At 66.9% G+C, this 14,958-nt stretch carries 12 protein-coding genes; 6 read left to right on the top strand and 6 right to left on the bottom strand.

Going from position 1 to position 14,958, the window contains the following annotated elements:
* Positions 1 to 123: 123 nt before the first annotated feature.
* From AC13GA_RS14325 to AC13GA_RS14310, 4 genes are read right to left on the bottom strand one after another with little or no spacing between them, the layout of a single operon-like run.
* Positions 124 to 774, bottom strand: a complete 651-nt coding sequence (locus AC13GA_RS14325) for a response regulator (RefSeq protein WP_337302179.1) — start codon at positions 772 to 774, stop codon at positions 124 to 126.
* A 60-nt stretch (positions 775 to 834) separates the two neighbouring features.
* Positions 835 to 1,890 (bottom strand): ABC transporter substrate-binding protein, encoded by a 1,056-nt coding sequence (locus AC13GA_RS14320; protein ID WP_426355195.1) that lies wholly within the window; start codon positions 1,888 to 1,890, stop codon positions 835 to 837.
* Entirely contained in the window at positions 1,887 to 3,278 is a 1,392-nt protein-coding gene (locus AC13GA_RS14315) for a sensor histidine kinase N-terminal domain-containing protein (protein WP_482998394.1), read from the bottom strand. Before AC13GA_RS14315 ends, AC13GA_RS14320 begins: the two co-directional genes overlap by 4 nt.
* On the bottom strand, positions 3,271 to 3,960 hold the full coding sequence (locus tag AC13GA_RS14310; protein ID WP_253078688.1) for a response regulator: 690 nt from the start codon (positions 3,958 to 3,960) through the stop codon (positions 3,271 to 3,273). Before AC13GA_RS14310 ends, AC13GA_RS14315 begins: the two co-directional genes overlap by 8 nt.
* A 245-nt stretch (positions 3,961 to 4,205) precedes the next feature.
* Between AC13GA_RS14310 and AC13GA_RS14305 the strand changes: the two genes are divergently transcribed.
* From AC13GA_RS14305 to AC13GA_RS14285, 5 genes are all read left to right on the top strand, one after another.
* Entirely contained in the window at positions 4,206 to 5,345 is a 1,140-nt protein-coding gene (locus tag AC13GA_RS14305; RefSeq protein ID WP_253078689.1) for an OprO/OprP family phosphate-selective porin, read from the top strand.
* A gap of 75 nt (positions 5,346 to 5,420) precedes the next feature.
* A complete protein-coding gene (locus AC13GA_RS14300; protein WP_046987164.1) occupies positions 5,421 to 6,749 on the top strand; it encodes a CitMHS family transporter in 1,329 nt (442 codons plus the stop codon).
* A 24-nt stretch (positions 6,750 to 6,773) separates the two neighbouring features.
* Entirely contained in the window at positions 6,774 to 7,514 is a 741-nt protein-coding gene (phbB, locus tag AC13GA_RS14295) for an acetoacetyl-CoA reductase (protein WP_340571989.1), read from the top strand.
* A gap of 227 nt (positions 7,515 to 7,741) precedes the next feature.
* Complete coding sequence (locus AC13GA_RS14290) at positions 7,742 to 8,200, top strand: hypothetical protein (protein WP_482998393.1); 459 nt, start codon at positions 7,742 to 7,744, stop codon at positions 8,198 to 8,200.
* A gap of 134 nt (positions 8,201 to 8,334) precedes the next feature.
* On the top strand, positions 8,335 to 10,629 hold the full coding sequence (locus AC13GA_RS14285; RefSeq protein ID WP_482998392.1) for a TonB-dependent receptor: 2,295 nt from the start codon (positions 8,335 to 8,337) through the stop codon (positions 10,627 to 10,629).
* Between the two features lie 438 nt (positions 10,630 to 11,067).
* Here AC13GA_RS14285 and AC13GA_RS14280 read toward each other — a convergent pair whose 3' ends face one another.
* Both AC13GA_RS14280 and rsgA read right to left on the bottom strand, forming a co-directional pair.
* A complete protein-coding gene (locus tag AC13GA_RS14280; protein WP_295382282.1) occupies positions 11,068 to 12,321 on the bottom strand; it encodes a flavohemoglobin expression-modulating QEGLA motif protein in 1,254 nt (417 codons plus the stop codon).
* A gap of 138 nt (positions 12,322 to 12,459) precedes the next feature.
* Positions 12,460 to 13,569: a ribosome small subunit-dependent GTPase A gene (gene rsgA / locus AC13GA_RS14275; RefSeq protein ID WP_426355188.1), complete on the bottom strand. Its 1,110-nt coding sequence runs from the start codon at positions 13,567 to 13,569 to the stop codon at positions 12,460 to 12,462.
* A gap of 114 nt (positions 13,570 to 13,683) precedes the next feature.
* Here rsgA and AC13GA_RS14270 point away from each other — a divergent pair, with 114 nt between their 5' ends.
* Positions 13,684 to 14,958: a pyridoxal phosphate-dependent aminotransferase gene (locus AC13GA_RS14270; RefSeq protein ID WP_046983015.1), complete on the top strand. Its 1,275-nt coding sequence runs from the start codon at positions 13,684 to 13,686 to the stop codon at positions 14,956 to 14,958.

Raw genomic sequence — 14,958 nt, 5'->3', positions numbered from 1 at the left:
AAGCCCCCATGGATGGGTTTACGGCGTCCCCGCACTACCCACCCACCCGGCCAGCCCTCAGCAATCCGGCTCTCGGTGACCAACCAGGCACCACCCACGAGGGGCTGCGCCGTTGGTTGGAAACTACAACCCGGTGCCGGCGTCGCCCTCAGGCTCCAGCGCCTTCACCAGCACTGCGGCCTGCGTGCGGCTGTGGCATTCGAGCTTCTTCAGGATCGCGGTGACATGCACCTTCACCGTGTTTTCCGCCAGACCCAGCGTGTAAGCAATCTGCTTGTTGAGCAGGCCATCGGCCAGGCACAGCAGCACGCGGAACTGCTGCGGGGTCAGCTGCGCCAGGCGGCTGGCCAGCAGCGCATCGGCCTCCGAACGCTCGGCGGCCATCGCCGGGAACCACAGGCCCCCATCAAGCACGGCCTGCACCGCCTCGCCGATGGTCTCGGCCGGCGCCGACTTCGGGATGAAACCGGCCGCGCCGAACTGCTGCGCGCGGCGGATCACACGCGGGTGGTCGTTGGACGAGAGGATGACCACCGGTATGTCCGGATGCGAGCCGCGCACGTGCAGCAGCGCGGAAAAACCGTGTGCGCCGGGCATGGTCAGGTCGAGCAGCACCAGGTCCACATCCGGGTGCGCGTCGAGTGCCTCAGCCAGCGCTTCGGCGCTGGCAACCTCGCGCACCTGCACCAGCGGCAGGCTCTGCCGCAATGACTGCACCACCGCCGAACGCAGCAGCGGGTGGTCATCGGCGATCAGGATGGTGTATTCGCTCATGCCGCCATTGTACGGGCAGCCAACGGCCTCCGCCGGGCATGGCCCGGCGCCATCAGGGCATCAGCGCCCCGCCGGCTCCACGCTGCTGCGCCACGCATCGAGGAACTGGCGGCGCTTGAGCGCGTCCAGGTACACCAGCAGGCCGGGACCGAGCTGGATCGGGCGGCGGCTGCGGCCGGGTGCATTCGCGCCGCGTGCACTGCCGGTGACGATCGGCATCAGCCGCGCCTCGCGCGACAGCACCTGCTGGCCGCGTGGCGACAGCAGGTAATCGAGGAAGCGCCGCGCTTCTTCCGGGTGCGGACCCGTGCGCGGAATCACTGCGGTACGCAGCACCACCAGCGTGTAGTCCTCGGGTTCGACGATGGCCAGCGGCGCGCCGGCATCAACACGTGCCTGCGCGTAGGAGCCGAGCACGTTGTAGACCAGCGACAGCTGACCGCTGGCCACCTGGTCCAGCAGCACGCCGGTGCGCTCTTCGCGCACCACGTCGTTGTCACCGAGCGCACCCAGCAATGCACCGGCGATGCTGCCACGCTGCGCGTCCTGGGTCGCCAGCAGGTAACCGACACTGCTGCGCTCGATGTCATAGGTGCCGACCTTTCCGCGCAGCGGCGCGCCCTCCGCGCGCAGCCGGTCCAGCAGCTGACGCCGGGTGTGCGGCACCTTCGCTGCAGGCAGCGCTCGGGTGTTGTAGACCATGACCACCGGCTCGTAGCTGATCCCGAACGCCTCGTTGCGCCACTGCGCCCAGGCCGGCAGCGCAGCGGTCTGCGCCGAACGGTGCGGTAGTGCATGGCCGTCGTTGACGAGCTTGGTCTGCAGATCCATGCCGCTGGAGATCAGCAGGTCCGGCGATGCAGGTCCGGCGCGGTCATGCAGGTAACGCGCGTACAGGTCCTGGGTGATGATGTCCTCGTACACCACTTCGGTGCCGGGATGCAGGCGCTGGTAGTCGGCGATGACCACAGCGAACACTTCGATGTCGGTGGTGCCGTGGATGCGCAGCTGCGCAGCCGCCTTTCCCTGCGCAGGGAAGCGGCGCACGTCGCCCGGCGCGGCCAGCACCGGCACGGCCAGCAGCAAGGCAACGGCAGCGGCGAACAGGCGGATCATGAACTGCTCCGGGGCAGGCGGATGGTAGCGATCAAGCCGCCCTGCGGACGGTTGCTGAGGTCGATGCGGCCGCCGTGGCTGTCGACCACGCGCTTGACGATGGCGAGGCCGAGGCCAGCACCGCCGGACGGCGCACCTTCGCCACGGGCAAAACGTTCAAAGACGCGCTCTGCGTCTGCTGCGGCAATCCCGGTGCCGTGGTCGGCAATGGTCAGCACCGCCTGCCCACCTTCCACGGTCAGTGCGATCTGCAAGGGGCCATCGCCACCGTACTTCAGGGCGTTGTCGACCAGGTTCTTGATCGCCTCGCGCAGCAGCAGTGCATCGCCATGCACCTGCACCGGCTCGGCGGTCATCGCCAGTTGCACGCGCGGCGCCGGGCCGGCCTGCGGCAGCGCTTCATGCAGGGCCTGGTGCACGGTCTCGGCCAGGTCCACCGTCGCAAAGCGCTGCAGGTGCGAACGATGGATCACGCTGGCATCGCTGAGCAGCTGGTTGAGCAACCGGCTCATATGGGTGGCGTTGCGCTCGATCGCCTGCAGGCTGCGGCGCATGTCTTCCGGGTCGTCGTCGTCCAGCGCCAGCTGCGCCTGCGCACGCAGCGCCGCCAGCGGCGTGCGCATCTGGTGCGCGGCCTCCGCCATGAAGGCGCGCAGCGTCTCGTTGCTGCTGGACAGGCGCTCCATGAAGCGGTTCAAGGCGGCCACCATCTGGTCCATCTCACGCGGCACGCGCGCATCCAGCGGTTTCAGGTCGGACGGCTCGCGGCGCGACAGCTCGCGTTCCACCCGCACCAGCGGCCGGAACGCGCGATGCACGCCAAAGGCCACCAGCGCCAGCAGGAGGCCGGACAGCACACCGATCGCCAGCAACGCTCGATTGACCAGGTCCTGCGCCACCGCTTCGCGGGCGCGCCGGGTCTGACCGACCTGGACCTGCACCTCGCCCTGCGCGGAGGCCGCGGCAAAGCTGCGGCCGACCATGACGAAACGCACGGTTTCACCGCTGTAGGCCGCATCGAACAACTGCGGTTGCGTGCCCGGCCGGCGCGGCGGCTCCGGCAGATCGCCATAGCCGGTGATCAGGTTGCCGCGGCTGTCGGCGACCCGATAGAACACGCGATCCTCCGGCGCCATCGCCAGCAGGTCCAGCGCCGCATAAGGCAGGTCGACCTGCCATTGGCCGTCGACCAGGGCCACCGAATCGGCGATGGACAGCGCCGAGGACACCAGCAGGTGATCATAGGATCGGTTGGCGGCGCGCTGGCCGTAATCGCGTGCGGCAAACAGCAGGGCCACCGCGAACACCGCCAGCAGCACGCCGAGGTAGAGCAGCAGGGTGCGCCGCAACGAACCCGGCGCCGCGGTCGCAGCACGTGCGTCAGCCATCGGCGTCGGCATGGGTATCACTGGCTTCCAGCAGGTAGCCGACACCGCGCACCGTAGTGATGCGCAACGGCGCAGCGGCCAGTTTTTTTCTCAGGCGACCGATGTACAGCTCGATCGCATTCGGACCGGCCTCGTCATCGAAGCCGAACAGGCCATTGCCGATTTCGTCCTTGCCGACCACCTGGCCGAGGCGGCCGACCAGAATCTCCAGCAACCGGTACTCGCGGTTGGGCAGTTCGATCGGTTCGCCGTCGAGACTGACGCGGTGCGCGGCATTGTCGAACTGGAACCCCCCGATCTGCACCACCTCACTGGCCTGGCCACGCGCGCGGCGCAGCAGCACGCGGCAGCGCGCTTCGAACTCGCGGAAATCGAATGGCTTGCCCAGGTAATCGTCGGCACCGACATCCAGCGCCTGCACCCGATCTTCGATGCCATCGCGCGCGGTCAGCATCAGCACCGGCGTGCTGTCGCCGCGCTCGCGCATGCCGGAAAGCACGCGCAGGCCATCCAGCTTGGGCAGCCCGATATCCAGCACGACCAGGTCGAAGCTCTGGTAGCGCAGCACGCTGGCGGCGGCCAGGCCATCGGCCTGCCAGTCCACGGCGTGCCCACTGCGGCGCATGCGGCGGATGATGGCATCGGCCAGATCCTGATTGTCTTCGACCAGCAGCAGGCGCATGGGCACGGGGGTGGGAGGGGAAACGAATGCTACCGCGTGGAGCGGGATGGCGTCCGCCGGGCATGGCCCGGCGAGCGCAGCGGCAACGATCCTCGCTGCACCGCACAAATCGCTGACAGGACGATGACAGCTTGCCCGACCCAGACTGCGGCCGCGCACCGTCCGGTGCCCACGATTGCCGCGCGCCTGGCGTGCACCTGGGAGGGTTTGTGGAATTCACGTTTGCCTGGCGGCGTCCTGCCGCCATGATGGCTATGGCTGCCCTGTCGGCGCCGGCCTTTGCCGCCGAAGACGACCGTCCGGTCACCGCCAGCCTGGGCGGCCGCCTGCACTTGGACTTCGCCACCTTCGACAACGACAACCGCGGTACGCCGAACAAGGACGACACCGAGATCCGCCGCGCCTGGGTTGACGTTTCCGGCAAGTTCTTCGTGGTCGACTACAAGCTGGAAGCCGATTTCTCCGGCGACCGTGTCGAGGCCAAAGACGTCTACCTGAGCCGCAGCTTCGGTGATGCCGGCCGCCTCACCGTGGGCCAGTTCAAGCAGTATTTCTCGCTGGACGACCGCACCGGTTCCAACTATGGCAGCTTCCTGGAGCGCGGCAACGCCGGCACCACGCTGGCCCCGCTGTACCGCCTGGGTGCGTCGTGGCAGGCCAATCCGGGTGACTTCACCTGGGCGGCCAGCATCTACAGCCTGGAAAGCATCGACGCCTGGCAGGTGAAGGGCCGCGCCGCCGGTGGCCGCGTCACCTGGGCCCCCGCGCCCAGCGAGGGCGACGTGCTGCACCTGGGCCTGTCGCTGGCCCGCGAGGCGTACGACAACCCCGGCGCCAACGGCACTCCAGGCCTGAGCATCCGCCCGCGCCCGGCCGGCCATCTGTCCGATGAAAGCCGCCTGACCCTGGTCAACTTCTCCGCCGGCCGCGATACCGACGTCAACAAGTGGTCGCTGGAATACGCGCAGGTGCGCGGCCCGCTGTCCTGGCAGGGCGAATTCAGCGGCGCCACCTTCGATGACGGTGCCCAGCGCGGTGACGTGATGGCCGCCTACGGCATGCTCAGCTGGTTTGTCACCGGCGAGAGCCGCGCCTACGACCGCAAGACCGGCCGCTTCGCGCGGGTGAAGGATATCCGCCACAAGGCCGGTGCCTTCGAACTGGCATTGCGCTACGACCAGATGTGGGGCGCGCAGCACCTGGACGGTGCGCCGGACCTGCGCCGCGGCAGCACCGAAGCCTGGACGCTGGGTGGCAACTGGTACCTGCGCGACAACCTGCGCTTCATGCTCAACGTCATCGAAAGCCGCAACCGCGACCGCCTGGCCGGGGTCACGGTGGACCGCACGCGCGCGGTCACCGGCCGCCTGCAGTACGACTTCTAAGCCCGCAATCCCGGGCATGCCGCCCGGACCCCTTCCACTCCCCCACGTCCTGTTTTCGCAAGGAGTCCGCAGATGATGCTGAGCATCCTCGGCTTTGGCATGGTCATTACGTTCATGTACTTGATCATGAGCAAACGCCTGTCGCCGCTCGTCGCCCTGATCACCATCCCCATCCTGTTCGCACTGATCGGTGGCTTCGGCGCCGGCCTCGACGAGATGATGCTGGAGGGCATCAAGAAGATCGCGCCGACCGGCGTGATGCTGATGTTCGCCATCCTCTACTTCGGCGTGATGATCGATGCGGGCCTGTTCGATCCGCTGGTGCGGATCATCCTGCGCTTCGTCAAGGGCGATCCGATGAAGATCGTGCTTGGCACCGCCGTGCTGGCGATGCTGATCTCGCTCGATGGTGATGGCTCGACCACCTACATGATCACCGTCTCGGCAATGCTGCCGCTGTACCAGCGGTTGGGCATGAACGCGCTGAACATGACCTGCGTGACCATCCTCGCCGGCGGGGTGATGAACCTGACGCCGTGGGGTGGCCCGACCGCACGCGCGGCCACTGCACTGCACGTGGACCCGGCCGATGTGTTCGTGCCGCTGATCCCGTCGATGGTGATCGCCTGCGCCGGCGTGCTGCTGCTGGCCTGGTACCTGGGCCTGAAGGAACGCCGCCGGCTGGGTGTGGTGACCCTGCCCAAGGGTGGCAGCTGGATGGACAACAGCGTGTCCGACGACAGCAATGCGCTGCCGACGGTGGAAGACGCCGAGGACATCAAGCGTCCGAAGCTGCTGTGGGTGAACCTGGCCCTGACCGTGGCACTGATGACCGCGCTGATCATCGGCATCCTGCCGATGCCGGTCCTGTTCATGGTCGGTTTCGCCATCGCCCTGGTGATCAACTACCCGAACCTGGCCGAGCAGCGCCGCCGCGTAGTCAACCATGCCGGCAACGTGCTGTCGGTGGTGTCGCTGATCTTCGCCGCAGGCATCTTCACAGGCATCCTCAACAACACCGGCATGGTCGAAGCGATGTCGCACAGCTTCCTGGCTGTCATTCCGGAATCGTGGGGCCCGTACCTGGCGGTGATCACCGCCGTGGCATCGATGCCGTTCACGTTCTTCATGTCCAACGACGCGTTCTACTTCGGCGTGCTGCCGATCCTGTCCGAGGCCGCCGGCAACTACGGCATCACCCCGGTGGAAATGGCGCGCGCCTCGCTGGCCGGCCAGCCGGTGCACCTGCTCAGCCCGCTGGTGCCGTCCACCTACCTGCTGGTAGGCCTGGCCAAAGTCGAATTCGCCGACCACCAGAAGTTCACCCTGAAGTGGGCCATCGCCATCTCGATGCTGCTGATGGTCGGCAGCCTGCTGTTCGGCCTGTACCCGCTCGCCGCCTGACCTCTTACCAAGGAGCCTTCTGCAATGACGCTTCGAATCGCTTACGTCACCAGCGGCATGGGCAGTGTCGGTACTGCCATCTGCCAGAGCCTGGCCCGCAGCGGCCACACCGTGGTTGCCGGTTGCGCGCCGAACTCGCCGCGCAAGGCCAACTGGCTGCGCGAGCAGCGCGAACAGGGCTTCGACTTCATCGCCTCCGAAGGCAACGCTACCGACTGGGCCTCGACCACCAGCGCATTTGCCAAGGTGCGTGCCGAAGTGGGTGAGGTGGACGTGCTGGTCAACAATTCCGGTGGCAGCCGCGACCTGCTGTTCCGGCAGATGACGGTGGAGGACTGGAATGCGGTGATCGCCTCCAACCTCAACTCGCTGTTCAACCTGACCAAGCAGGTGGTCGACGGCATGGCCACGCGGGGCTGGGGCCGCATCATCAACATCGGTTCGGTCAGCGCCCACAAGGGCCAGATCGGCCAGGTGAACTACGCCACTGCCAAGGCCGCGATGCATGGCTTCAGCCGTGCGCTGGCCGCGGAAGTGGCCTCGCGCGGGGTCACCGTCAACACCTTGTCGCCGGGTTACATCGCCAGCCAGGCCATCAGCAGTTTCCCGCCAGATGTGCTGGACCGGCTGGCCGCCTCGGTGCCAGTTCGCCGCCTGGGCCGTCCGGAAGAAGTGGCCGGCCTGTGCGCATGGCTGGCCTCGGATGAAGCCTCGTACGTGACCGGTGCCGATTATCCGGTCAACGGTGGCCTGTACATGGGGTAAGCCCTCGTCCACGCAGTACGTGGACCGCCTCCCCCACGGAGTGCGCGGGGCCGGAGAACCTTCGATTGCGGGGGTGATCCGGCCCCTTTTTTATTGCCTGTACCCGGTGCGTGCTATACCGGCAGCATCCGTGAACCGGAAGTTCACCCATGCAGCGTCTATGGTGGGGAAACCTTGCGATCCTGCTGCCTGTACTGTGTGCGGCGGCCGCACCCGACCAGCTGGCGATGGCTGACGACGTGCAGGCAGATCGTCTGCTCGAACTGACCCGCAGCTGGGGCAAACCGTTGCCCCGCGCGGCGCGTCTGGAAGACCTTCGCGCCATGCTGCCAGCGACAGTGGCCATCATCGAAACACCTTATGCATTGCCGGGCATCACGCTGCCACCGGTGGCCCTGTCCCCACCACTCCAGATCACCGGCGGCATGGTCCTGCTGCAGGCCGATCGCCAGCACGTGCACTCCGTGCGCCTGGATGTCGGGGGCGCATGCGTGACGCGTCGGCAGATCGTCCAGCGCCAGGTCGCGCCAGCGCGCGTGCTTCCTCCTTCAGGCCACGTCCCGGAACAGGCGTTGACGTTGAGCTACCCATCCCCGGATCGATGGGTGAGCTACCTTTTTCCCGGATTGCATCACGCGTGCGTCGCGCAGGTGATCCTCAAACCGGCAGATGCACCGCCGCCGTGACAGGAATGTTGCAGGTTGCACACCACCCTGCACCGTTCGTTGGTTTTCCGTAAAGAAGGTTTCATGTTCCGTTCGCATAGTGGCCATGCACCGCGCATCCGTGCCGGTGACCACCCCCAATGCAACGGACCACCATGCAGACCCGACACCTGACGATCGCCGTGGCGATCGCGCTCTCCGCCGCCAGCGCCCATGCCGCCACCGCCGCCGATACCGGCACCAGCACCGATGCCGCGCTGAGCGCGCAGACGCTGGATACTGTCTCCGTGATCGGCCAGGGCGAGACCCGCCAGGTGCAGCGCATCACCACGGTGGACAAGCAGGTGCTGCCGCCGGGCACCAGCGGCCAGAAGATCCTCGACCGCCTGCCAGGCGTGTCGGTGCAGTCCAACGATGCCTTCGGTGCCAACGAGGAGTCGCAGACCATCAGCCTGCGCGGCTTCGACAAGAGTCGCCTCGGCTACACGCTGGACGGCATCCCGCTGGGTGACAACAGCTACGGCAACTACAACGGCCTCAGCATTGCCCGCGCGATCATCGCCGAGAACCTGGCCGGCGCAGAGCTGTCGCAGGGCATCGGTTCGCTGGGCGTGGCCTCGACCAGCAACCTGGGTGGCACCATCCAGTACTTCTCGATGGACCCGTCGACCGAGTTCGGTGGCCGCGCCAGCGTCACCGTTGGCGACAACAGCCAGCGCCGCGGCTACCTGCGCGTGGACACCGGCGACATCAACGGCTTCTCGGCCTACGTCTCCGGCGTACACCAGGACCAGGACATGTGGGCCGCGCCGTACCAGAACCAGACCACCCGCCAGTTCAATGCCAAGGCGGTGTGGAACGTGGGCGACCATCGTTTCGGTGCGTTCGTCGCGACCTCGCGCGCCAGCCAGGCCAACTACGCCTACCTGTCCAAGGATATGCTGGCGCGAGGCTTGGGCTATGACTGGAACATCTACGCGCCGGACTGGGAGCGCGCCGTCGCCGCCGCATACTGCGCACCGGGCACGCTGGACCGCAGCAAGTGCAAGTTCAGTGGTGGCGTCAACAGCATCGACGATGCCTACTACCAGAGCCGCGCACTGCGCGACGACAACCTCTATTCGGTCGATGCCGACCTGCGCCTCGGTGAGCAGGGCCGCCTCAAGCTGCTGGCCTACCACCATGACAACCGTGGCCAGGGCCACTGGTGGGCACCGGGCCAGCCGTCCTACCCGGGAACCGACAAGATGTTGCCGATCTCGATCCGCAGCACCAACTACACGATCAACCGCGACGGCCTGACTGCCGCGCTGTCGTGGACGGTGGGCATCCACGAGCTGGAAGCCGGCCTGTGGTACGAGCAGAACGACCATAACGTCTCGCGCAACTTCTACTACATCAGCGGTCCTTTCCTGGACGACCTGTACCTGAAGAACCCGGACCGCCTGCTGTTCAACCAGGACTTCGACATCCGCACGCGCCAGTTCTACGTGCAGGACCGCATGCGCTTCCTCGACCAGCGCCTGACCGTGGACGTCGGCATCAAGAGCCCGAACACCCGCATGCGCGCCACCGCCAACCCGGGTGTGGAAACCAGCATCGCCTCGGGCACGCTGACTGCCAAGGAATCGGTGCTGCCGCAGCTGGGCCTGGGCTTCAAGCTCAACGCCAACAACGAGCTGTTCGCCTCGTATGCCGAGAACATCGCTGCCTTCGTCGGCGGTGGCAGCGGCGGCCCGCTGCAGGTGTCGCCGGAATCGTTCGCGGCCAGCGCCGGCCTGGAGCCGGAGAAGTCGAAGAGCCTGGAAGCCGGTTTCCGTACTTTCGGTGAGAAGTACCAGGCGTCGATCGCGGCCTACAACGTGAAGTTCGACAACCGCCTGCTGTCGCTGAACCCGTGCTCAAGCATCGAAGTCGGCACGCGCCCGGAGTGCGTGACCCGTTTCATCAACGTCGGTTCGGTGAAGAGCCACGGCGCGGAGCTGACCTTCATACTCAAGCCGATCGACGGCCTGCAGTGGTACAACGCGCTGTCCTGGAACAAGACCACCTACGAGGACGACTACCTGTCCGGCGGCGCGGTGGTGCCGGTGGCCGGCAAGATCACCGTGGATACGCCGCAGCGCATGGCCTCCAGTGAAATCAGCTGGAACCGCGATGGCTTCTTTGCCAGCCTGCGTGCCAAGTACACCGGCAAGCGTTACTACACCTACACCAACGACCAGTCGGTGCCGGGCGTGACCACCTTCGACGCCGGTGCGGGCTACGACTTCGGCCCAGGCATGGGCCTGCGCAACGTGCGGGTGTCGTTGAACGCGACCAACCTGACCAACAAGCGCTATGCCGGCCAGTTGAGCTCGTTTGCACCGACCGATCCAAAGGGCACGCGTTATGCGATCCATGCGAGCGCACCGCGGCAGCTGTTCATGACGGTGGCGGCGGAGTTCTAAGTCAGAAGCAGGCGCTGCGGCGCGTTGATTGTTCCTGCATGGCGTGGGTAGGCAGGCCCATGCAGGACACGCCGTAAACCCATCCATGGGGGCTCGATCGGCGCATCCATGCGCCTCACGGTCCTGCATGGGCCTGCCTACCCACGCTGGACAGTTCCCCGCGCCGGCGCGGAGACAATTGAAAGCAAATGCAAAAGCAAAGAGCCGGGCAATGCCCGGCTCTTTGCTTTTCAAGCTTTTCAAACGCAATCCCTCTGGTGGATTGCTGGCCGTCTCGCGGGAAATCGTCTGGAGCGGGGGGCTTGCGCTGGCCAGGACCGTCCACGGCATGGATGCCGTGGCCGAGCCTACAGGGACGTACTTGCGGCGTGTCCTGGCCAGCGCAAGCCCCCCGCTCTCTCCGATATCAATCAAGACGCCACAAGTCGCCAACGCATTTCATTCCGGCGCCAACTGGTCCATCCGTATCCGGTTTGCGAACAGCGAGAACGCCAGCATGCCGGCCAGGCCGTTGGCGCGACTCACCCAATGCGGCAGCCAACGCGGCGGCTTCAATACACCGGACTCGAACAACGGCGCGAACGCAATCGCATCGGTCAGGCTCATCTTGCCGGCGAACAGCCATCGGCAGACCTGCAGGCGATCCTCGGCCAGCATGTGGCGGAAGAAGGTATGCACCGACACCAGCCCACGCAGGTACACCGTGTCCTTGGTGAAGGCCAGGCCGCCACTCGGCGGCACACCGCGGAACACCCGCTGCGCCGAGGCGAAGCTCTCTTCCGGGTTCTGCCCGGCATCGCAGAAGTAGCGGAACACCTCGATGAAGTCCGCACCTTCGCGCGCCATCGCGATTGCCTCGGTACGCAGGCTGATGCGCTTGAGGCGCTCGATGTCGATGCTGCCGGTGATCTGTTCAGCGAACGTCGCCAGCCCTTCCTGGGTGGCGGTCACCCGTGGCGAGGACAGTGCCAGGCTCGGCAGCACAGGCTGCTCACGGCCGTTCAAGGCGGTCAGCGAATGCACCAGCGCTTCGTGGTGGAACAACTGCGCGCGGTCGTAGGCGCTGAAGCGCGCACTGGTGCGCAGGCGGATGCGGGTCGGGCCGGCGGCGGCCTTGGACACCAGCTCCGGATCGAGCTGCACCTGGATGATGCGCGACTCGAAGAACGCGTCCAGATCGTTCTGCAGCTGCAGTTGCAGGGCAATGGCCGAAACCGGCACCTGCTCTTCCGGCGCCAGCAGTTCGTGATCGAGTTCGGCAGCAATCTGGATGAAGTGACGCGCCGCTTCGCGCGTGCTTGGGCCATTGCCCGGCAGCGGCTGCTCGGGGGCGCCGAACAGCTGCACCGAGCAGGTATCGACCGCAGCCGTGCCCAGCCCTTCCAGCAGCTGCGCAGCCAGGTCCCAGCTCTGCGCCGACTGCCGCACGTAGTGACCCAGCGGATGATTCTCGTCACAGTCGGCAGCGATCGCGGCCAGCGCGCGGCGCTCTTCGCTGAAGTTGAGCCGAGGGTAATCCACCTTCGGCAGCACCGGCTGGCCACGCGCCACGCTGTCCAGGAACGGTGCCTGCAGCGTTGCCGGCCAGCTGGTCAGGCCCAGCAGGCGGATGCCTCCCACGGCCTCGACCAGGCGCGCATCGAGCGCTGCATGGTGGGCCACGTCACGGTCCAGCGTCGCGGTCGGTTCCATGCGCGGACTATAGCGCCCTGCCCTTGCTTTGGTAGGTGCCAACCTTGGTTGGCATCCACCCGAAGCAGGCAGAGGCGGGTTTCATTGCAGGGGTCAGAGCCCATTGCCGCGCGATGGGATCCGACCCCGCAGTACCGATCAACGCCTACGCGGCTTGCCGGCCGGGCGGAACTGCTGCCCCTTGCCCTTCCTGCCACCCCGCTCCTGCGCGGTCTCGGCCTGGCGAACGGCCAGCTTGGCCGCGGCGGCGGCCACTTCTTCCTTCAGCTTGAAGTAGTTCAGCAGCCGGCTTTCTTCAATCTCGCCCGCGTCGATCGCCGCACGCACCGCACAACCCGGTTCCTGCTGATGCATGCAGTCGTTGAAGCGGCACTGCGCCGCCAACGCTTCGATATCGGCGAAACCGCCTTCGGCCAGCGTCTCTTCACCGGTTGGCTTCAGTTCGCGCATGCCGGGGGTGTCGATCAGACAGGCGCCCATCGGCAGCGGCATCAGCGCGCGATGGGTGGTGGTATGGCGGCCACGCGAGTCATTGGCGCGCACCGCATTGGTCTTCATCCGCTGCTCGCCCAGCAGGGTGTTGGTCAGCGTCGACTTGCCGGCACCGGATGATCCCACCAGCACCACGGTGCGGCCCGGGCCCAGCCACGGTTCCAACACCGCCACGCTGTCGGCATCCAGGCCGTTGATCGCATGCAGGGCGATGCCCTGCATCTCCAGCTCTTCCAGCACCGCCAGCGCATCCTCGCTGTATTCGGTCTGGTCGGCCTTGGTCAGCACCACCACCGGCTCGGCACCGCCACCGCCGACCAGCAGCAGGTAGCGCTCGATGCGGCGCGGATTGAAGTCGGCATCCAGGCCACAGACGATGAACACCGTATCGATGTTGGCCGCGATCACCTGCTGGTGGTAATGCTCGCCGGCCGCGCCACGCTTGATCGCGGTACGCCGCGGCAGCAGGGCAACGATGCGGATGCCATCCAGCAGCACCCAGTCGCCCACCGCCGGCCGTTCGTGGCTGGGGAAGCGCGGGCGCTGCCATTCCGGCAGCGATTCGGCCTTGATCGCCGCATCCGGGCCATCGGCCACCACGTAGTGGGTGCGGTGCTGTTCGATCACCCGCGCCGGGCGGGCCTGCGGGTGGGCGGCCATCACAGCCTGCCACTCGGCCTGCTGCGCCGGGCCCGGCCAGGGCCAGCCGATGGTCTGCAGGGCGGTAAAATCGGGAGTCTGGGTCATCGCCGCCATTCTACCTGTGCCAGTGCCCCGCCAGCCCAACAACGGCAAGCCCTGGGGCCTTGCCATGCGCTGCAGCAATTCCGCTACCATGGAATCCCCATGCCATTCGACGGCCCACCGCCCATGTCCACCCCCTCGCCCAAGCCCCTGGTCATCCGCGAGCGCCTCTCCGAAGTGCGCTATGAAATCCGCGGAGAACTGGCTCGGCGAGCGCGGGAGCTGGAGGCGCAGGGTCGCAAGCTGATCAAGCTCAACATCGGCAACCCTGGTGCGTTCGGCTTCCGTGCACCGGAACACCTGCAGCGCGCGATCGCCGATGACATGGGCCGCACCGATCCCTATACCCACCAGCAGGGCCTGCCGGAAGCGCGTGAAGCCATCGCCGCGGCCTACGCCCGTCGCGGTGCGCCCGATGCACACCCGGACCGCGTGTTCGTCGGCAACGGCGTCAGCGAGCTGATCGACCTGTCGCTGCGGGCGTTGCTCAACCCGGGCGACGAAGTGCTGGTGCCCTCGCCGGACTATCCGCTGTGGTCGGCCTCGACCATCCTCAATGACGGCCGCCCGGTGTATTACCGCTGTGCGCCGGAGAACGGCTTCCAGCCGGACCCGAGCGAAATCGAGACGCTGGTGTCCTCGCGCACCCGCGCCATCGTGCTGATCAACCCGAACAATCCCAGCGGCGCCAGCTACCCGCGCGAGCTGCTGGAACGCGTGGTCGAGATCGCGCGCCGCCACAACCTGCTGCTGCTGGTCGACGAGATCTACGACCAGATCCTGTACGACGACGCGGTGTTCCAGCCGGTCGCGCCGCTGGCCGGCGACCACCCGTGCCTGACCTTCAGTGGCCTTAGCAAGGTGCACCGCGCCTGCGGCTGGCGCGTGGGCTGGGCCCACCTCAGCGGCGACGATGCGCGCCTGGGTGACTTCCGCGCCGCACTGGACCTGCTGGGCGCGCTGCGCCTGTGCGCCAACGTGCCGGGCCAGTACGCCATCGATGCTGCGGTGAATGGCCCGGATACCATCTCCGGACTGTGCACCCCGGGTGGCCGCCTGTATGAAACCCGCCGCGCGGTGATCGAGGCCTGCGAAGCCAGCGAGCACCTGTCGCTGGTCGCGCCGGCCGGTGCGCTGTACGCGTTCCCGGCCGTGGTCGGTGCCGCAGCCAAGGGCTTCGACGACCATGATTTCGCGCTGGACCTGATGAACAACGAAGGCGTGCTGGTGGTGCCGGGCTCCAGCTTCAACGTGCCCTACCGCCATCATTTCCGCGTGACCCTGCTGCCGGAAGCCTCGGTGATGCGCGATGTGTTCGCCCGCATCGACCGCGTGCTGGCCCGCCGTGCCGAGGACGCGACCAAGGTCGTGCCGCTGAAGCCACGCCGCTCGGTGGCCTGA

Source organism: Stenotrophomonas sp. 22DLJC03 (genome assembly GCF_056861405.1).
Note: the sequence above shows the minus strand (reverse complement) of the source record. Positions and strands in the feature narration are given on the sequence as shown.

Coding starts and splice junctions, on each gene's coding strand:
- AC13GA_RS14300 (WP_046987164.1), top strand. CDS start 5,421: ATGCTGAGCATCCTCGGCTTTGGCATGGTCATTACGTTCATGTACTTG.
- AC13GA_RS14280 (WP_295382282.1), bottom strand. CDS start 12,321: ATGGAACCGACCGCGACGCTGGACCGTGACGTGGCCCACCATGCAGCG.
- rsgA (WP_426355188.1), bottom strand. CDS start 13,569: ATGGCGGCGATGACCCAGACTCCCGATTTTACCGCCCTGCAGACCATC.
- AC13GA_RS14305 (WP_253078689.1), top strand. CDS start 4,206: ATGATGGCTATGGCTGCCCTGTCGGCGCCGGCCTTTGCCGCCGAAGAC.
- AC13GA_RS14290 (WP_482998393.1), top strand. CDS start 7,742: ATGGCTGACGACGTGCAGGCAGATCGTCTGCTCGAACTGACCCGCAGC.
- phbB (WP_340571989.1), top strand. CDS start 6,774: ATGACGCTTCGAATCGCTTACGTCACCAGCGGCATGGGCAGTGTCGGT.
- AC13GA_RS14285 (WP_482998392.1), top strand. CDS start 8,335: ATGCAGACCCGACACCTGACGATCGCCGTGGCGATCGCGCTCTCCGCC.
- AC13GA_RS14315 (WP_482998394.1), bottom strand. CDS start 3,278: ATGGCTGACGCACGTGCTGCGACCGCGGCGCCGGGTTCGTTGCGGCGC.
- AC13GA_RS14310 (WP_253078688.1), bottom strand. CDS start 3,960: ATGCGCCTGCTGCTGGTCGAAGACAATCAGGATCTGGCCGATGCCATC.
- AC13GA_RS14270 (WP_046983015.1), top strand. CDS start 13,684: ATGTCCACCCCCTCGCCCAAGCCCCTGGTCATCCGCGAGCGCCTCTCC.
- AC13GA_RS14325 (WP_337302179.1), bottom strand. CDS start 774: ATGAGCGAATACACCATCCTGATCGCCGATGACCACCCGCTGCTGCGT.
- AC13GA_RS14320 (WP_426355195.1), bottom strand. CDS start 1,890: ATGATCCGCCTGTTCGCCGCTGCCGTTGCCTTGCTGCTGGCCGTGCCG.